16 protein-coding genes and 1 other annotated feature are annotated in these 18073 nt (G+C 40.2%); of the genes, 1 reads left to right on the top strand and 15 read right to left on the bottom strand.

Annotation, left to right across the window (positions count from 1 at the left end):
- Window positions 1–74: 74 nt before the first annotated feature.
- Complete coding sequence (locus EO121_RS06040; protein ID WP_127166775.1) at window positions 75–1520, top strand: aminoacyl-histidine dipeptidase; 1446 nt, start codon at window positions 75–77, stop codon at window positions 1518–1520.
- 189 nt (window positions 1521–1709) lie between these two features.
- On the opposite strand, the gene EO121_RS06045 is transcribed toward EO121_RS06040, so the two are convergent.
- From EO121_RS06045 to EO121_RS06115, 15 genes are all read right to left on the bottom strand, one after another.
- On the bottom strand, window positions 1710–3281 hold the full coding sequence (locus tag EO121_RS06045; protein WP_127166777.1) for a class I SAM-dependent methyltransferase: 1572 nt from the start codon (window positions 3279–3281) through the stop codon (window positions 1710–1712).
- A gap of 146 nt (window positions 3282–3427) precedes the next feature.
- Window positions 3428–3937 carry a hypothetical protein gene (locus tag EO121_RS06050; RefSeq protein ID WP_127166778.1) on the bottom strand — a complete coding sequence of 170 codons (510 nt, stop codon included), beginning with the start codon at window positions 3935–3937 and terminating at the stop codon, window positions 3428–3430.
- A 331-nt stretch (window positions 3938–4268) separates the two neighbouring features.
- On the bottom strand, window positions 4269–4685 hold the full coding sequence (locus EO121_RS06055; RefSeq protein ID WP_127166780.1) for a PepSY domain-containing protein: 417 nt from the start codon (window positions 4683–4685) through the stop codon (window positions 4269–4271).
- Between the two features lie 348 nt (window positions 4686–5033).
- Complete coding sequence (gene pheA, locus EO121_RS06060; RefSeq protein WP_127166782.1) at window positions 5034–5921, bottom strand: prephenate dehydratase; 888 nt, start codon at window positions 5919–5921, stop codon at window positions 5034–5036.
- A 314-nt stretch (window positions 5922–6235) separates the two neighbouring features.
- On the bottom strand, window positions 6236–7309 hold the full coding sequence (gene leuB, locus EO121_RS06065; RefSeq protein ID WP_127166784.1) for a 3-isopropylmalate dehydrogenase: 1074 nt from the start codon (window positions 7307–7309) through the stop codon (window positions 6236–6238).
- Window positions 7310–7441: 132 nt separating this feature from the next.
- The gene (locus EO121_RS06070) at window positions 7442–7936 is read right to left on the bottom strand and encodes a 3-isopropylmalate dehydratase small subunit (RefSeq protein ID WP_127166786.1); all 495 of its coding nucleotides are present in this window, start codon (window positions 7934–7936) and stop codon (window positions 7442–7444) included.
- A 1-nt stretch (window position 7937) separates the two neighbouring features.
- Window positions 7938–9203 carry a 3-isopropylmalate dehydratase large subunit gene (gene leuC / locus EO121_RS06075; RefSeq protein ID WP_127166787.1) on the bottom strand — a complete coding sequence of 422 codons (1266 nt, stop codon included), beginning with the start codon at window positions 9201–9203 and terminating at the stop codon, window positions 7938–7940.
- 4 nt (window positions 9204–9207) lie between these two features.
- On the bottom strand, window positions 9208–10746 hold the full coding sequence (locus tag EO121_RS06080; RefSeq protein WP_240629399.1) for a 2-isopropylmalate synthase: 1539 nt from the start codon (window positions 10744–10746) through the stop codon (window positions 9208–9210).
- 525 nt (window positions 10747–11271) lie between these two features.
- Window positions 11272–11472, bottom strand: a binding site (T-box leader).
- A gap of 481 nt (window positions 11473–11953) precedes the next feature.
- A complete protein-coding gene (gene fic / locus EO121_RS06085) occupies window positions 11954–12559 on the bottom strand; it encodes a protein adenylyltransferase Fic (protein WP_127166835.1) in 606 nt (201 codons plus the stop codon).
- 217 nt (window positions 12560–12776) lie between these two features.
- Window positions 12777–14387, bottom strand: coding sequence for a CTP synthase (locus EO121_RS06090; protein WP_127166791.1), 1611 nt, complete (start codon window positions 14385–14387; stop codon window positions 12777–12779).
- Window positions 14388–14418: 31 nt separating this feature from the next.
- Window positions 14419–16083 carry an arginine--tRNA ligase gene (gene argS, locus EO121_RS06095; RefSeq protein WP_127166793.1) on the bottom strand — a complete coding sequence of 555 codons (1665 nt, stop codon included), beginning with the start codon at window positions 16081–16083 and terminating at the stop codon, window positions 14419–14421.
- A complete protein-coding gene (locus EO121_RS06100) occupies window positions 16049–16507 on the bottom strand; it encodes a DUF1934 domain-containing protein (RefSeq protein WP_038144345.1) in 459 nt (152 codons plus the stop codon). The genes argS and EO121_RS06100 overlap by 35 nt, the downstream gene beginning before the upstream one ends.
- A gap of 36 nt (window positions 16508–16543) precedes the next feature.
- The gene (locus tag EO121_RS06105) at window positions 16544–16816 is read right to left on the bottom strand and encodes a GIY-YIG nuclease family protein (RefSeq protein ID WP_127166795.1); all 273 of its coding nucleotides are present in this window, start codon (window positions 16814–16816) and stop codon (window positions 16544–16546) included.
- A gap of 1 nt (window position 16817) precedes the next feature.
- Window positions 16818–17444: a peptidylprolyl isomerase gene (locus EO121_RS06110; RefSeq protein WP_127166797.1), complete on the bottom strand. Its 627-nt coding sequence runs from the start codon at window positions 17442–17444 to the stop codon at window positions 16818–16820.
- A gap of 107 nt (window positions 17445–17551) precedes the next feature.
- Complete coding sequence (locus EO121_RS06115) at window positions 17552–18046, bottom strand: pyridoxamine 5'-phosphate oxidase family protein (protein ID WP_127166799.1); 495 nt, start codon at window positions 18044–18046, stop codon at window positions 17552–17554.
- Between the last annotated feature and the right edge of the window lie 27 nt (window positions 18047–18073).

Here is an 18073-nt window from a genome sequence, read left to right on the forward strand (position 1 = left end):
ATATTGACCCCTTACGGCTAATGGAGTATAGTTATTTTATTGAGTATTTCATCCATCCTAAGAAAGGGTTTATTATGACACATACTAACTATACAACGAATGTATTACATTGGTTCCGTGAAATCAGTCAAATCCCTCGTGAATCTGGCAATGAGCAAGGCATTAGCGATTTTCTAATGCAATTTGCCAAAGATAGAGGTTTAGAGGCAGAACAAGACGAAGAATTAAACGTAATCATTCGTGCTAATGCAACTGCTGGCTATGAAAATCATCCATCTATCATTTTACAAGGTCATATCGATATGGTGGCAGAAAAATCTGACACATCCACTCACGATTTTTCCAAGGACCCGATCGAGCTGATTGAAGAAGGTGAATGGTTACACGCCAATGAAACTACTCTAGGTGCCGATAATGGCATTGCTGTGGCGATGGCACTGGCTGTCCTAGATGATCCAGCCATCCCTCATGGACCTTTAGAATGCCTATTTACTACTAATGAAGAAACAGGTATGAACGGCGCTATGGCTGTGAAAGGCGACCGCCTACACGGACAATATTTGCTCAATATCGATACAGAACAAGAACATGAATTTATTGTAGCCTGTGCTGGGGGCTGTCGTTTGGATCTTACTTTACCAACGAACGCAGTACCAGCACCAGCTGGATTAACTGCTTTGAAAATCTCGGTAGATGGACTCCATGGTGGTCACTCTGGCATCGAAATTGGTGAACAACTTGGTAATGCTCTGACAATCCTAGCTCGCTTATTAGTGGAAGCACAACAAGAATCCCCTATTTCTTTAAGCCATTTTACAGGTGGTTCTAAACATAATGCGATTCCTCGCTTTGCAGAGGCAACGATTCTTTGCCAACCTTCTGATGCAGACGCATTACAAGCTCATATCCAAGCCAACGCTGAGATTATTCGTCACGAATTATCTCCACAAGATCCAAATCTACAAGTGAAAGTCACTCCTTGTGACACACCTGCTACGATCTATAGCGATGCACAAGCACAAACCTTTTTGCAATTCTTGTACTTAGCACCTCATGGTGTATTTGGTATGAGTAAAAAGTTAGAGGGCTTAGTAGATACCAGTAACAATATCGCTATCGTCGAAGATAATGACACACAATTAGATATTCTTATCTCCGTGCGTAGCTTGACTATGAGTCAACTAGCTTACCTACGTGACCGCATCATGACATTGGCCAAAATACATGGCTTCAATGCTTCTGAACAAGGTCGTTACCCAGCTTGGGAATACGAACGCGGTAGCCGTTTAGAAGAACAGGCGATCGCTCTATACAAAGAGGTAATCGGTGTAGAACCTCATGTAACAGCCGTGCATGCAGGCCTTGAATGTGGCTTACTAAAAGCACAATTACCAAATACACAAATGATTAGCTTTGGTCCTACTATCTTAGGTGCTCATACACCAAAAGAACGGTTACACTTGCCAGCAGTAGATACAGTGTCCAAATTCTTATTAACCTTATTAGAAAAATTGCAATAACACTATGAGTAAGGGGAATCGCCATGCGATTCCCCTCTGTTATATGCACATCATTATAGATGAACGCCCCTTTGTGTATTCCCTACCACAACAAAAAAGCTGTACTCACATGTCACACAGACATGCTAGTACAGCTCTTTTTTATAATCATCTTGCTGGGTCCACTACCTAAGCTACTTGCCAATAGTTCTAGTTATTACGCAAGAAACCAAGTTGACCTAAATCCTCTAATGTACTATCTACCACAGTACGGCCTTGTAACGGCACCACTTCACCAGATGGTTTCGTTTCATCTACTTTCAAAATTTTATCCGCTACGTTGTAAAGTTCTTCCAACGTTTTTGGCATTTCCAACTCTTTCATCATCAGTACATGGGCGGAGTTAAAGCCTGTAATGCTGTCATTGTACAAATCAGAAATGTTGATAAATCTAGAACCACCTCTATCCACAACAGTTTGTACATAATTCGCCATCTCTTTTGGCACTGTGGACACACCTTCTTGGAATGTAGTAATTTCTTTTTTCTCCGTCACAGGTGCGATAAATCCACACAACAAGAAACGAATAAGCATACTGTATAGTTCCATACGATCATATTCCACATCTGTTTGTAATTGTTGCAATTCTTCTTTGCAATCAGCAACGGTGAACATATCTCCTTTACGGCATAGGTTTACAATGGCCTGTTCTATCACATTCGCTGTATCTTGTAGTTCCTTACCCTTATTGACCATACCGAAATACAGGGAATCAAGAGTGGTAATTAAAAACTCTTCATTATGACGTAGTAAATGAGCCTGTGACTCATGGCATAATAAGGAACGACGGAATTGGGTATCAAAATAGAAATCTAGAATTTGTTCTTTCGTATTCCAATCTCCACCAGACATAGCCTCAATTAATTCTCTGCGTTCTTTTTTCATCCACGTAATAGCAGACAGTTGGAAATCTGTATCCGCTACATAGACTAATTTATGTTTGTTAGCGCGGTCAATAAAATCCGTTATATATACAGGGTCATTAATAGGCTCTAAATATTCGTGGGCGATATAATAGGCTTTATGATCTAAAGCAGAATCAAAGCTATCTGTTTTCCAACCTAATTTAGGTACCACATCCTTAGAGCCTTTAATAAGTTCATTCATATGATGTACGAAGGAAATCCCTTTTTCTGTGCGAGGTAATAAATCCATATCCTGATCATACCGTGTAGCAAAGAGCATCATCTCCCGCACTTGTTTCAATCGATGCCAACCTGGGTATACATTATAAGAAACATAGGCTACCCCACGCTCGGATAAATTCACATTACAAATCTCTAAAATTTTATCTTTCACCACATCTGGTACCCAAGACCAAATACCATGAACGATGATGTAATCGAATGTGCCAAAATCTTTGTCAATTTTTAGAATATCTTGTTCTAGTAATTTTACATTTTTTAAATTGATAGCCTCGATGATTTCATTGCCAATTTCAATTTGAGATCCGCTAAGGTCAACGCCTACATAGGACCCCTCTGGATGATACACAGCTTGACCGATGATATTACCACCCATAGAACAACCTAGTTCTAATACTCGAGCCTCTTTTGCTGGCACTGGATTCAAGCCCCATAATTTTGCCTTTGCTTCTAAACTGTTGATAGAGGTTACTCCAAAGGATTTTGAAGGATATACCAATTCATTATAGGAGTCTTTTAAATGTTCAATCACGGCCGTTTCTTCTTTAGAAATTGTTGCTTTCTTGTTTACGTTCATTATCAATGCCTTTCTTACTAATTGATTTGTATATATATACTATCGTTTACACTGCTATACTCCAACCATATGTAATGTAATCAATTTATTATAACAGACCACCACAACTTTTGCTAATATCCTATAAACATTATTGACAAATTTTCTTATAAAATATGCAATGCTTGTAAAAGTATAACAATCGTGTAAATGGCAAATCCCGCATATAGAATATGTAATATCCGGTTCACTATGACCTCTAGGTTCATACGCCCCTTTTTAAATAGTCTTTCATGGCGCACTAAAAAGAGATCTGGTTGACGAGAATTAGATGCACTTAGAACAATGCGATACGCCTCAATAGCAGAACGGATACCCATTATAATACTTACGCAAACAAGGCCGACTAGCAAAGTATCTAGCCATTGAGGGTCACGTATGAAGCCTTTCACTAGCAAAATGCCTAATACATCTGCAGCCCCTGTAAAAATGATTCCGCTCATGGCCAAACCAGCCACTGCCTTAGGCGAAATAAAATTTAAAACCTCCTGCAATGCATGTCCCGCATTCTCTGCTTTTTCCTCTTTTGACTCCGATTGTATCCATCTGTGAATTGACCACAATTGGTATATGGTCCATGCTGTCAAATACGCTAAATACATGTGTAGTTCTGTCATACAATCCCTCCATCCTGCTTTACTCACTCAAATTGATATGCTAACTTCTAAATATCTTAAGGTATCCTCCCATTTATTTTCTAAACTTTATCTTTGATGTACTAGCATCGATACACCAAATAAATCTACATTATATACAGATAATTTGCCGAACCTTCTATAATCCATACTAACACAGTACGTTAAAATGTACTACTAGAAAATGATTCATGATGTCGTTAGAAACTCATTTATTTGCCGATTGCAATACTAATATAATCATTTCCTTTACTAATGAAAGAATACCTAGCCTACTAGGTAGGTTAGGTATTCTTAGTCCTATAAAAAAGTATTAATGTCCTTCTTTAACTTGGAAGATTTCCCCAGTAACAGCATCGATTTTAATTTCTACTTCCCGTGTTAAGGTCTCCCCATCGATTTCATAATGAGCACGGCCGTGATCTGTATCGAACTTCACTTTTTCAATGCGATAGTCAGGGTATGCTGTTTTAAAGATTTCCATTGCTTTTTCTTGTGTGATTTGTACTTGTTGCTGTATTGCTTGTGACGCTACGGCTCCAGTTTGTTGTTGTACAGTACCATTTGTCGTTCCTGTTGGTGTTCCATTCACCACTGGCGCTACTTGAACTGCCCCTTTTACAGCGGGGATGGCACGTGTATACTGCTCACGGTCTTGATACCAAAACCAACCCATAGCACATGCCGTCACAATGGCGCCTACTAAAAAAGAAATAATGCTTCGTTTCATACTATGTCTCCTTATTTAATTTTCACATTCGTAATTCGTATATAGAAATTGGAGGTCATCTGTACTGAGTTTGCATAGTGCATTTGTACACTACATTTCTATGCTACATTTACATAGCACATGTACTTAGCTCATTTATACAGTACAGCTATATCTATACATTTCTATATATCACATGGGAATATAGTATCATATCTCTATTTCTATGAGCAAGGGGTATACCGAAACTTCATCAAACTTTTAAATTACTACTCTTATACTACCTAGCATTACAGCATCTAGAAATAGCAAGGTTTCCATCATGTCTCTATATTAGTATTCTATGGCATCAGAGTTCTAATGGAACCCTCACAGTACATCATAGATTTTATAATGCCCTAAGACCTGCAAATAATTGGACAGTTCTCGCACTTCTGCCAAAGCCTGTTGTACTTCTGTTTCACGGCCTTCCCCTTCAATATCAATGTAGAAGAAGTACTCCCACGGTGTGTGCATACATGGTCGTGACTTGATATTCACCATGTTCAGCTGATGATTTTCAAAGACTCGTAATACTTTCACCAGCGCCCCTGGAGTATTCGGTGTTTGTACAATGATGCTCAACTTGTGTGCATCACGAATCGTTACCTGTTTGTGAGTGATGATGAAGAATCGTGTAAAGTTTTCCTTAAAGTTTGCAATGTCTGGCGCCAACAATGTAAGACCGTATAATTCTTTCGCAGATGCATTGGCAATACATGCTTTCGTTATATCCTGGGTATCACTTACATGTTTCGCACTCATAGCGGTATTGTTCATAGGACTTAGTTGCCACGAACTGTGAGTTGCCAAAAATTGTGAGCATTGCATGAGGGCTTGCTCATGAGAGTACACCTCTTGAATCGTATCTAGGCTAGCACCTTGCACGCCCAATAAACTATGGCTAATACGGTGGCGTACTTCTCCCACGATGTGGATATTCTTATCTTTGATTAAATCCGTGCTATCCCGTACTTCACCAACGATGGAATTTTCAATAGGCAATATAGCATAATCGATGCGTCCTTCGTGGACAGCCTGTACAAGCTCACGATGACTTTGACAGCGCTCAATCCGTTGCCCTTCCACGGATCCACCCTTTTCTATATATTTTGAAAGTACATTCTGCAACACTTCATAGGCATAGGCCCCTGGAACCCCAGTATAGCCTAGCACAGAGTGTGCCAACTGTAGATCTGTAACTCGTTCATCTGACATGGTAACTCCTCCTATATTCCGTTCCCAACACTGACATATGTACACTATTATACACAAAAGTACATGAAACCTTAACTAGTATATATATTTCTTGTGAGATAGGTCTGTACCGACCATCATCTTTTTCCTGAAATCATACTTATCCGCTTCTCCCTAGAGCACCACCATAGCGCACATAGGCTAAGCAGTATCAACGATATCTAAGTAATAACATACATAAAAAAAGCGTGGCATACTCCGGAGCAAACCTAACGATAGTATCAGTTTGTGGAGGAGTGTGCCGCGATTTTTTATACCTTATATACTCTTACATCTTATCCTAAGTGCGCTATGACAGCGTCAGTCATGCCTTGTGTATTCACTTTCGTAAATCCTTCACGGTACATATCACCTGTGCGATAGCCCACATCAAGAACCGCTGTCACCGCTTGCTCAATATTATCTGCTACCTCTGGTAAATCCAAGGAGTAACGACACATCATGGCAGCAGACAAGATTGTTCCTAGTGGATTGGCAATGCCTTGTCCTGCAATGTCTGGTGCCGATCCATGGATTGGTTCATACAAGGAAGTACCTGTACCAATGGAGGCAGATGGCAATAAGCCAAGAGATCCAGAGATAACAGCCCCTTCATCGCTCAAGATGTCTCCAAATAAGTTCGTTGTCACTAACACATCAAATTGACCTGGGTTTGTCACGAGTTGCATAGCTGTATTATCTACATAGTAGTAGTCCATGGAAATATCTGGATTTGCTTCTGCTTTTTCTTTTGCAATTTTACGCCATAAACGAGAAGATGCCAATACGTTAGCTTTATCTACGCTCACCACTTTGCCAGATCGTTTACGAGCTGTTTCTACTGCTACGTCCATGATGCGTTCCACTTCATAACGAGCATAAGTCTCTTTGTCCCAAGCAAATTCTGTTGGGCCTTCTCCTTGTGCTTCTTCCCGTTCCCCAAAGTAGATGCCGCCTGTTAATTCACGAACGATAACGAAGTCAACGTTTTCTACCAATTCTGGTTTCAACGGAGAAAATTCACGCAATGCTGGATAGATTTTCACTGGGCGCAAGTTACAGAACAAGCCCAATGCTTTGCGTAAACCAAGGATGGCTTTTTCTGGACGGATGGACGGATCTACATCATCCCATTTAGGGCCTCCTACAGCACCTAATAATACAGCATCTGCTGCTTGGCATGCATCGATAGTATCTTGTGGTAATGGTTCACCAAAGGCATCGATAGCCGCACCGCCAGCTTTTTTCTCAATCCAGTTGGCTGTTACACCAGCTTTGGCAAAGGCTGCATCCACCACAGCACGCGCCGAATTTGTTATTTCTTCCCCAATGCCGTCGCCAGCAATTAGGACAATTTGTTTTTCACTCATAGTATTCCTCTTTTAAAAGTCTCTACACATCTACAATATACCAAGATATTCTACCTAGTTAGTATCCATACTATAGGGAATACCTCTAGGCTAAGCGATAGTAGCTTTGCCTAAGGCACCCTATTAGATATATTAGTTTTGTCTTGTTTTTGCAAAGTTTACCAATCCACCTGCTTTGGCAATATTTTGCACAAATTGTGGTAGTGCTGTTCCCTGGTAGCTTTCACCGGTAGTCACATTATGGACAACACCTGTGGCCATTTCTACAGCGATTTCGTGACCTTCTTGAATACGGTCCACAGCCTCACCAATTTCGATCACAGGCAAACCGATATTGATAGCATTGCGGAAAAAGATACGAGCAAAGCTATCTGCTACGATACAAGAAATACCTTTTTCTTTAATCACGGCTGGTGCATGTTCACGAGAGGAACCACAACCAAAGTTTTTGCCAGCTACCATAATTTCACCAGCTTTCACATTCGGTGCAAAGGTTGTATCAATGTCTTCCATAGCATGTTCTGCTAATTCCGCCATATCCGCTATGGCCAAATAGCGTGCTGGGATGATTACGTCTGTATCTACATTGTCGCCGTAGCGCCAAATTGTTCCTTGAAAGTCTGCCATATTATACCTCCTCAGGGCTTGCTAAATACCCTGCTACTGCACTTGCTGCCGCCACATAGGGACTTGCCAAATATACTTCACTGTCCACGTGTCCCATACGGCCACGGAAATTACGGTTTGTAGTAGACACAGTGCGTTCTCCCTCTGCCATGATACCCATGTAACCACCTAAGCAAGGACCACACGTTGGCGTACTTACAGCACAGCCTGCTTCGATAAAGATGTCCATTAAGCCTGCTTTTACAGCTTGGTTATATACATCTTGGGACCCTGGGATCACGATGCAACGCACGAAGTCCGCCACCTTGCGACCTTTAAAAATTTCTGCGCACATTTCTAAATCTTCAAAGCGTCCATTCGTGCAAGAACCGATGATGACTTGGTCGATTTGAATGCGGTCTTCTTTCACAATGTCTTTCATGTAATGTGTATTGGAAGGAAGATGTGGGTACGCTACCACTGGTGTTAATTCGTCCAATTGGATGGTTACTACTTGGCAATATTCTGCATCTTCGTCTGCTGCAATCGGTTCGATAGGGCGTGTGATGCGACCTTGGATATACTCCTCTGTCACTGCATCGTATGGGAATACACCACATTTACCGCCTGCTTCGATGGCCATGTTACAGATGGTCAAACGGTCTGCCATCGTCATGTATTGCACACCAGTCCCATGGAACTCAAGGGCTTTATAACGTGCTCCATCCACACCAATTTTACCGATTAAGTCCAACACAATATCTTTACCGGAAATCCATTTAGCAGGTTTCCCTTCTAACACGACTTTGATCGTTTCTGGCACTTTAAACCAAGTTTTACCTTCTGCCATAGCAACCCCAGCATCTGTAGAACCAACGCCGGTAGCAAACGCATTCAATGCCCCATAGGTACAAGTGTGAGAGTCGGCGCCGATGATCATTTCCCCTGGTCCAATCAAACCTTGCTCTGGTAACAATACGTGCTCAATACCCATACGACCTACTTCAAAATAGTGTGTAATCTTATGTTGTCGCACGAAATCGCGCATTACTTTGGCTTGCGTAGCAGATTTAATATCTTTATTCGGTGTGAAATGATCCGGTACTAAGTAGATGCGATCTGCATCGAATACAGGTTTACCGATCTTTTCAAATTCTTTTTTCGCTGGCGGAAATGTAATATCGTTCATCAAGATGAAATCCAATTGACACTCGATCATTTGACCTGCTTTCACCTCTGCAAGTCCTGCATGGCGTGCCATATTCTTTTCTGTAATCGTCATACCCATGACATTAACCCTCCTGGTTTCCAAACTCTTGTTCTAATTCTTTTGCTAAATAAATCGCATTGACTGCGTTAATATAGGCATTTACACTAGATTTTACGATATCTGTGCTAATACCACGGCCTTGAAATCTGCGGCCATTATAATTGACTTTTACAACCGCCTCACCAAGGGCATCCTTACCTACTGTTACGGAACGGATTTGGAAATCTTCCAATACAAATGGTGTGTTCACTAATCGTTCGATAGCTCTGAAAGAAGCATCTACTGGGCCATCACCGACAGCAGCATCCATACGTTCCCCATTCGGAGTTAACACACGAATGCTAGCAAGAACGTATCCATTTTGATCGGAATGGTAATCGTGTTGTACCACGTGGAATGCCTGTTCGTGATGCATAGTATCCATCACCAAAGCATAGATATCTTCATCGTAGACTTGTTTTTTCTTATCTGCTAAAGCTTTGAATTGAACGAACAACTCATTCACTCGTTCTTCTTCTAACTGAAAGCCTAAATTCACTAGATGATCTTCAAAGGCATGACGACCAGAATGTTTACCTAATACGATGGACGTTTTTTCTGCTCCTACACTAGCTGGTGTCATGATTTCATAAGTCGTTGGATTGTTCAACATACCATGTTGATGAATACCAGACTCATGTGCGAAGGCATTCGCACCTACGATAGCTTTATTAGGAGATACAGCAACTCCGCAAAGTTTGCTCACCAATTTGCTAGTACGCGTAAACAAAGGTGTATCGATATGAACATCGAATGGATAGTGGTCATGACGTGTTTTAATGGCCATTACTACTTCTTCGATAGCCACATTACCAGCTCGTTCGCCTAAGCCATTCATAGTACATTCCACTTGACGAGCCCCTGCTTCGATAGCTGCCAACGTGTTCGCATTCGCAAGACCTAAGTCATTGTGACAATGTACACTGATGATTGCTTTTTCGATGCCTTTCGTATGCTCTTTAATGTAGCGAATGCGATTGCCAAACTCTTCTGGTGTCATATAACCTACTGTGTCTGGTACGTTCAAGATAGATGCGCCGCCTTCGATAGCTACTTCAAAAACACGGCATAAATAATCTAAATCTGTACGAGATGCATCTTCTGCGGAGAACTCAATTTCATCAAATTTACCTTTCGCAAACTCAAGGATGTGTTTCACAATGTCTAGCACTTCTTCACGAGTCTTTTTCAATTTATACTCTAAATGAATATCGCTAGTAGCGATAAACACATGTAGACGACTGCGCTCTGCGCCTGCAAGTGCTTCTGCTGCTTTCGTCACATCATTCTCATTGGATCGAGCAAGCGCTGCGATAGTACATCCACGCACTTCTCTAGCAATCGTAGATACCGCCTCAAAGTCGCCTTCCGATGCAGCTGGGAACCCCGCTTCGATGACATCTAATCCAAGACGCACAAGAGCTTGTGCAATTTCTACTTTTTCTGGTGTTTGAAGGGACACACCCGGTGTTTGTTCCCCATCTCGAAGTGTTGTATCAAAAAAATAAATTCTATTGTTCATGATGATTCCTCTTTCTATCTATCGTATGTCTTAATTTCATTATCATGAAGTATCTCTACAAAACTGGATATGTCGCGACCATATCTCACCTTTGCGGCGATCCCTCTTGTGGTGGTTGTATTCCTATGTTCTGTGAAAATAACTTTCAGAGAATAGAAAAACGCCCCCAGAGATGACAATGCATCCCTAGGGGCGTTATATATTGTGTATGTTCGTTGCCTGTTGGTCCTTATTATTTCTAATACTTAATTGATAATCTAGTATTATGTATGATCGAGTATAGCATGCTAGAATATTCAGCAGCATAGGCTGTACTATCTATACCAAATTTCTAAACAATCTCATTCTTAGCCTCTTATACTAGATCGCTAACTCTTTAATAGATTAGATACGGCTTGTACTAAATGCCTGCTATGCTCTTTCAATCTTAATAATATATATCTAATGACTACTAAAATACTAGAAACATATGGACGCAACTGGTACAACCTATGATACAAAAAGCCCCTCAATGTGCATTGCACATCAAGGGGCATTATCATTTCAATAACACGGTCCCACCCTAGTTGGTTCTCACAGTTATAACGGAACTACCGTCGATGACTACTTGATTTCACCATCGCTGCTCACAGGAGAGTTTCAATATAACCGTTCTACTACTTCACACCAACCAGCAGCTCTCTGAAAGCAACTAACTATATCTTTATACCTGTTCATCGCATTTGCTTTATGTAACTGAAGACTATTCTATAGTATTTTGAGTCGCTTGTCAATAGACTAATGTGTTTTTTATTTTGGATGTATACACAATACGAATAAACTCTGTTATAATGCAATTATAGAAGAGTCTTCAACGTGCGTTGGGCTCATCTCTTCCTATCCTATAGGAGGAGGTGGTACTATGAAAAAGTTTTTTAGAAAAATCAATGTATTGATTTTAATTTTAAAGCTTATAGTACAAATCATTAGTTTCTTTAACAATTAATGATAAAGCCTAACGAAAGAGGTTCGTACCCTCTAAACGTTAGGCATCATCATTTTACTAGTTTGAGATGAGCCTAACGCCAGCACACGTTGATGGCTCTTCTTGTTTGTGTCTTAAGTATAGCACTGTTTGAGATAAAAAACAATACATGATACATATCATATCACTCTAACAATAGATATACATCGTATTGTTTTTGTATTTTCTTCTATAGATTTTAGCCTACAATTCTTCTATTTTATACAAAGTATACCCTTCATAGTAGTAACTATAGTCAATTCCCTTCATATATACTGTTCTATCATCTATCCTTTCAGTTAAAGCATTTTTTAGGAGATACTTGATTTCAGTATCTTTAATAGGGCTTCGTTCCATAGCTAGTAAATAATCGTCTTTATCTACAAAACTCCAATCTACAACGTGATGTAGTTCTTGCTTCAGCATTAGGTCTAGCCAAATTCTAGCGCTTCTTCCATTGCCTTCTCTGAAAGGATGTGCCACGTTCATCTCCACATATTTTTCAATAATTTCATCAAATGTAGATTGTGACATGTTCTCTATACTTTCAAGGGCAGCCTGTAAATACATCACAGGAGCAAATCTGAAATTACCTTTTGCTATATTAACAGACCTAACTTTTCCTGCAAAGTCATAGATACCTTCAAATAAATATCTGTGTATCGCAGCTAATTGCGCAAAAGAACCTACAGGATACTTCTCTAGTACAGTAGTATCAAACAGATCTAACGCTTTCTTCTTACTAATCCGCTCTTCCTCTCTAGCAAGTTCTACAGAGTTAGTGATTCCCAACTTATTTTGCAATACCATACCATCACCACCTTCTAGCACAAAATATACCGGCGCCTCTAACATTCATCATTTTTATAAAAATCTTCTAAGATATATGTTGTCACTGGTGTTACAAACAACTTATATTTTATAACAAATTCTACAAAATCATCGACATCACTTCATACAAAAGGACTGCACCCAGAATCTATTGTATTCTGTTACAGTCCTTTCTATGTTACATACTCACTATGTCTTATTTTTTATTTTCAATGGCCGCTTTCACAAATCCTTTGAACAATGGATGTGCATTGTTTGGACGGGATTTCAATTCTGGATGGAATTGTACGCCTACGAACCAAGGATGATCTGCTACTTCAACGCATTCTACTAGACGATTATCAGGGGATGTACCAGAGATAATCAAGCCTGCATCTGTCAATTGTTGACGATAGGCATTGTTGAATTCCCAACGATGACGATGACGTTCGTAAATCAAGTCTTCGCCGTATGCTTCATGTACTTTTGTACCAGGTACTGTTTTACATGGGTATACGCCAAGACGCATTGTACCGCCTTTTTCATCCACATCTACTTGGTCATCCATTAAGTCGATCACAGGGAACTGGCAGCTTTCATCAAATTCTGTAGAAGTAGCGCCATTCATATCCAATACGGAACGAGCAAATTCCATCACAGATGTTTGCATGCCCAAGCAAATGCCAAGGAATGGCACTTTGTGCTCACGAGCATATTGGATGGTCGAAATTTTACCTTCTACACCACGGCAACCGAAACCACCTGGTACCAAGATACCATCCACATCTTTATATACTTCCGCTAAGTCCGTACCTTCAGCTTCTACCGCTTCAGAATCAACCCATTTAATGTTCACTTTTGTATCTTCTACGATACCTGCATGACCCAACGCTTCTGCTACAGAAATGTACGCATCATGTAATGCTACGTATTTACCAACAAGAGCGATGGTAATTTCTTGTTTAGGATGTAAGATTTTATGAACCATTTCTTTCCATTCTGTCATATCTGCAGGACGATCTTCTAGGTTCAATTTGCGCACAACAATACTGTCTAATCCTTCATCTTGCATCATCAAAGGCACTTCATAGATCGTGCTACAAGTGCGGTTTTCCACGATAGCATCTGGATCCACGTCACAGAATAATGCCAATTTATCTTTCATTTCACGGGAAATTTCTTTTTCCGTACGGCATACAATGATATCTGGTTGAATACCGATGCCACGAAGTTCTTTTACGCTATGTTGTGTTGGTTTTGTTTTCAACTCGCCAGCTGCACTAATATATGGTACCAATGTTACGTGGATATATAACACATCATCACGATTAACTTCTTTTTTCACTTGGCGGATAGCTTCCAAGAATGGTAAGCTTTCAATATCGCCTACAGTACCGCCGATTTCTGTAATCACCACATCTGCATTATCTTCTTTACCTACGCGAAACACAGCATTTTTAATTTCATTCGTAATATGAGGGATAACTTGCACAGTAGAGCCAAGATATTCACCTTTACGTTCTTTATTGATCACAGACCAATACACTTTACCAGCTGTAATATTGGATGTTTTACCTAAGTTAATGTCGATGAAACGTTCATAGTGACCTAAATCTAAGTCAGTTTCTGCACCGTCGTCAGTGACGAACACTTCACCATGTTGATAGGGACTCATTGTACCTGGGTCAATATTGATATATGGATCAAATTTTTGAATTGTCACCTTATATCCACGGTTTTTCAACAAACGTCCCAAGGATGCTGCAGTAATGCCTTTACCTAATGATGATACGACGCCGCCTGTTACGAAAATATACTTTGTTGACATGATGCCTCCCTAATAAATTATGTGCTTCTGATTACATTTTTTCAGGAGCGGAAATACCTAAGATACCAAGACCATGTTGTAATACATGTGCTGTTGCCGTAATCAAGCCTAATCGAGCTTGTTGCAATTCTGGGTCAACGCCCATGATACGGCCTTGTTTATAGAAGGAATGGAATAGACTTGCTAGATCGTACAAGTACTTCGCTATACGATGTGGCGCTTTATTATTAGCAGATAGTTGAATTTCTTCTGGATAGGCTGCTAATTTTTTAATCAATTCCACTTCTTGTTCGCTTTGCAATGCTGTGAAAGATATATTTGCCCAGTCACCATAGGCAATACCTGCTTCTTTTACTTGCCCAAAAATACTATGAATACGAGCATGTGCATACTGGATATAGTACACTGGATTGTCGTTAGATTTAGAGGATGCCAAGTTGATGTCGAAGTCCAATTGACTATCTAAGGAGCGCATCAAGAAGAAGTATCTTGCTGCATCCACTCCTACGTCTTCAATCAATTCATCCAAAGTTATGGTTTCACCAGTACGTTTGGACATTTTTACAAGTTCCCCATCACGGTATAAGAATACCATTTGTAATAACAGAACTTCTAATTTATCTGGATTGAATCCAAGCGCTTCCATCGCTGCTTTTACACGAGCAATATAACCATGATGGTCAGCACCCCAAATGTTAATTAATTGTTTGTAACCACGTTCGTATTTATCTTTGTGGTACGCAATATCTGCGGCTAGGTATGTTGGTTCTCCATTATCACGGATAACTACACGGTCTTTGTCATCTCCATATTGCATAGATGCCAACCAGTAAGCCCCATCTTTTTCATACATTCCGCCAGATTCTAATAGCTGATTCACTAATGTGCGAATCTCACCACTTTTATGCAAACTACGTTCGCTAAACCAACGATCAAACCCTACGCGGAAATTACGCAATGTTTTACGTAAACCATTTAATTTTTCTGTTAAAGCAAATTCTTTAAAGAATGGAACACGCTCTTCTTCTGGAAGCACTGCAAAGAAATCGCCTCTCCAGTTAATCAATTCCTGCGCTGTATCGATGACATCTTGACCACGATAGCCAGACTCAGGGAACTCATGTTTCATATCTAATAATTCCAAATAACGAGCATTCACAGAGGCCGCTAAGTTGTCGATTTGCTTACCTGCATCATTAATGTAATATTCAGCAAACACATTATATCCAGCTGCACGCATTAAATTTACCAAGGCACTACCATAGGCAGCACCACGACCATGACCTACATGTAACAAACCGGTTGGGTTCGCGCTCACATACTCAATTTGCACAGTATCTTCTTCACGAAGTGGTGCACTACCATATGTGTCCCCTGTTGTTAATATGTTTTTTAAAGTATCGTAAATCACATCAGATACTAAAAAGAAATTAATAAATCCCGCACCAGCTACTTCTGCGCGCTCTAACCAATCATAATTCATATGGGAAATGATCGTTTCCGCAATAGCTCTTGGGTTTGATTTCGCTATCCGTGCAGATTGCATAGCAATATTCGTAGAAAAATCGCCAAATTCTTTCTGCGGTGGCACTTCCAAATGTGCCTCTGGATAGGTACCTTCTGGTAATTCTCCCTGTTCCAGAGCTATCTGCAAAGCATCCTTAATGGCTGCTTTCAAAACTTCTTTCATGTCCATAATGTACATCCTCCCGAATCTCTACATATAGTTGGTTGTAAAATTGCCATTCACCACCAACAGAGATATCATATCCTAAACAAATATGGCCCTTGCCATCTTTCAAATCTATGTCTAATTCATGGGTTAGCATAGCTAGTTCTACTGCCCCATATGGGGTTTCCAAACTTGCAATATTAGTCTTTCCCAACTGATACTCATGGCGCATAGAAAATTCGCCAGTTCGTAAAAGCACCACCGAATCCTTATAGGCTTTAATGGTTGTTTTCGTATTTCCCAAACCAGTAACTTCACTTTCATCATAAATGATATGTTTCGCCAAGGCTGTTTCATAATACTTACCAGAGGATACTAATTCCACCACCGTATCTTCTCCATCCGCATCACGTTGCGTACTTTTCACGGACACAATGACTCGTTTCATTAGCATTCCTCCTCTCGTATTCACGCACTATCTGTATCATTTCATTATATCACAATTTGCTGCAATGAGAGCATCTTTTTGGGACCGTTCCATACGCTTTACTTGCTGTTCCATGGATTGAGCGTCTTGCTTTCTACTGAAAGCTGTGCTCCATACCAAAGTGACTGGTCTTCGACCTCGTGTATACTTGGCGCCCCCTTTAATTTCACCATTATGGGCTCGTATACGTTTTTCTAAATCCGTAGTCCATCCCGTATAGAGAGAGCCATCTGCACAGCGTACCATATAGGTGTAAAATTTTTCTTCCATCTTATTCACCGGCTGGGATTGGCGCTAAGTCAATAGACTGAATCACCACTGGTTCTTTCGGAGTATCCCGTTTATCTCTCGGCACACGACTGATCGCTTCTACCACATCCATACCCTGTACAACTACTCCAAAGATGGTGTGTTTGTTATCTAACCATGGGGTTGGTGCCACTGTAATAAAGAACTGAGCATTCCCTGTATTAGGGCCTGCATTAGCCATCGCCAAGATTCCCATTTTATTAAAGTGTAAATCATTGCTCACTTCATCAGGAATTGTATACCCTAGACCACCTTTTTTATTATCTCCGCCTTGGATCATGAATCCATCGATAACACGGTGAAAGGTTAAATTATTGTAATATCCTTGCTCAATTAAACTTTTAAAGTTTTTTACAGTAATAGGTGCCTTACTACCATATAGACGCACTTTAATATCACCTTTATTCGTATGAATCGTAGCATATTCATCAGCAATTGGTGTCGCATCAAAGCTAGGCATTTTTATTTCTACTTTCACTTCTTTCCCTACTTCAGATTTTGCTTGCTGAGCTGCGTCAGTACCACAAGCAGCCGTCACTACTAACGTTGCTCCTAATAGCGCACTCAGTAAGATACGTTGTATATTCATTAATTATCTCCATTTCTAAATATAAAAACCACCGTTAGATGAAACCTCTAACGGCGGTCTTTACTTATTGTATCATACTTGACGCAGATGTGCAAAAAGAATCTACCCTATCTCTCCAAGACTTGACGAATATAATAGCCACGTGCTCGCAAAGAACCATTCAAGTAAACAATCTCATTCGATTTCACACGAATCAAATACAATGGATCATCACGGTCTAATAATTTTTCCATACCAATTTCTGTTAGTACCTTAGCATACTCTTCATCATCAGGACCTAGCACCGTTGCTACACCTTGAATCTGAACACTCTTCGCCGTACCTGGACCCTCATAAGGATCGAACACCGTAAGAGATACGTTTTTATCTTCTTCTAAGTGAAAGAATTTCTCACCACCTTCAGAGAAAATATCAATGTATCCACCATGCACAGTATACGATAATGGAGTGCAACGAACTCCCGTTTCACTATGCGTCGCTAAAGCACATGTATGATGAGCTTTCAAAAAATCAACAATCTCAACATGCAATTCACGTGGGTCCATCTTTCTTGCAGTTTTATCCTTCTCTGTCCAAAAAGAAGCTGCTACTTTATAATCCATCAATTCTCCTTTCAACCCCTGCACGAA

The organism is Veillonella sp. CHU732 (assembly GCF_003992085.1).
Lineage (GTDB): Bacteria > Bacillota > Negativicutes > Veillonellales > Veillonellaceae > F0422.

Bases quoted from the DNA above. Each gene is read 5' to 3' on its own strand.
- EO121_RS06055 (WP_127166780.1), bottom strand. From the start codon at position 4,685: ATGAAACGAAGCATTATTTCTTTTTTAGTAGGCGCCATTGTGACGGCA.
- EO121_RS06070 (WP_127166786.1), bottom strand. From the start codon at position 7,936: ATGGCAGACTTTCAAGGAACAATTTGGCGCTACGGCGACAATGTAGAT.
- leuB (WP_127166784.1), bottom strand. From the start codon at position 7,309: ATGAGTGAAAAACAAATTGTCCTAATTGCTGGCGACGGCATTGGGGAA.
- leuC (WP_127166787.1), bottom strand. From the start codon at position 9,203: ATGGGTATGACGATTACAGAAAAGAATATGGCACGCCATGCAGGACTT.
- EO121_RS06100 (WP_038144345.1), bottom strand. From the start codon at position 16,507: ATGAAACGAGTCATTGTGTCCGTGAAAAGTACGCAACGTGATGCGGAT.
- EO121_RS06080 (WP_240629399.1), bottom strand. From the start codon at position 10,746: ATGAACAATAGAATTTATTTTTTTGATACAACACTTCGAGATGGGGAA.
- EO121_RS06050 (WP_127166778.1), bottom strand. From the start codon at position 3,937: ATGACAGAACTACACATGTATTTAGCGTATTTGACAGCATGGACCATA.
- argS (WP_127166793.1), bottom strand. From the start codon at position 16,083: ATGGACATGAAAGAAGTTTTGAAAGCAGCCATTAAGGATGCTTTGCAG.
- EO121_RS06045 (WP_127166777.1), bottom strand. From the start codon at position 3,281: ATGAACGTAAACAAGAAAGCAACAATTTCTAAAGAAGAAACGGCCGTG.
- EO121_RS06105 (WP_127166795.1), bottom strand. From the start codon at position 16,816: ATGGAAGAAAAATTTTACACCTATATGGTACGCTGTGCAGATGGCTCT.
- pheA (WP_127166782.1), bottom strand. From the start codon at position 5,921: ATGTCAGATGAACGAGTTACAGATCTACAGTTGGCACACTCTGTGCTA.
- EO121_RS06040 (WP_127166775.1), top strand. From the start codon at position 75: ATGACACATACTAACTATACAACGAATGTATTACATTGGTTCCGTGAA.
- fic (WP_127166835.1), bottom strand. From the start codon at position 12,559: ATGGTATTGCAAAATAAGTTGGGAATCACTAACTCTGTAGAACTTGCT.
- EO121_RS06110 (WP_127166797.1), bottom strand. From the start codon at position 17,444: ATGAATATACAACGTATCTTACTGAGTGCGCTATTAGGAGCAACGTTA.
- EO121_RS06115 (WP_127166799.1), bottom strand. From the start codon at position 18,046: ATGGATTATAAAGTAGCAGCTTCTTTTTGGACAGAGAAGGATAAAACT.
- EO121_RS06090 (WP_127166791.1), bottom strand. From the start codon at position 14,387: ATGTCAACAAAGTATATTTTCGTAACAGGCGGCGTCGTATCATCATTA.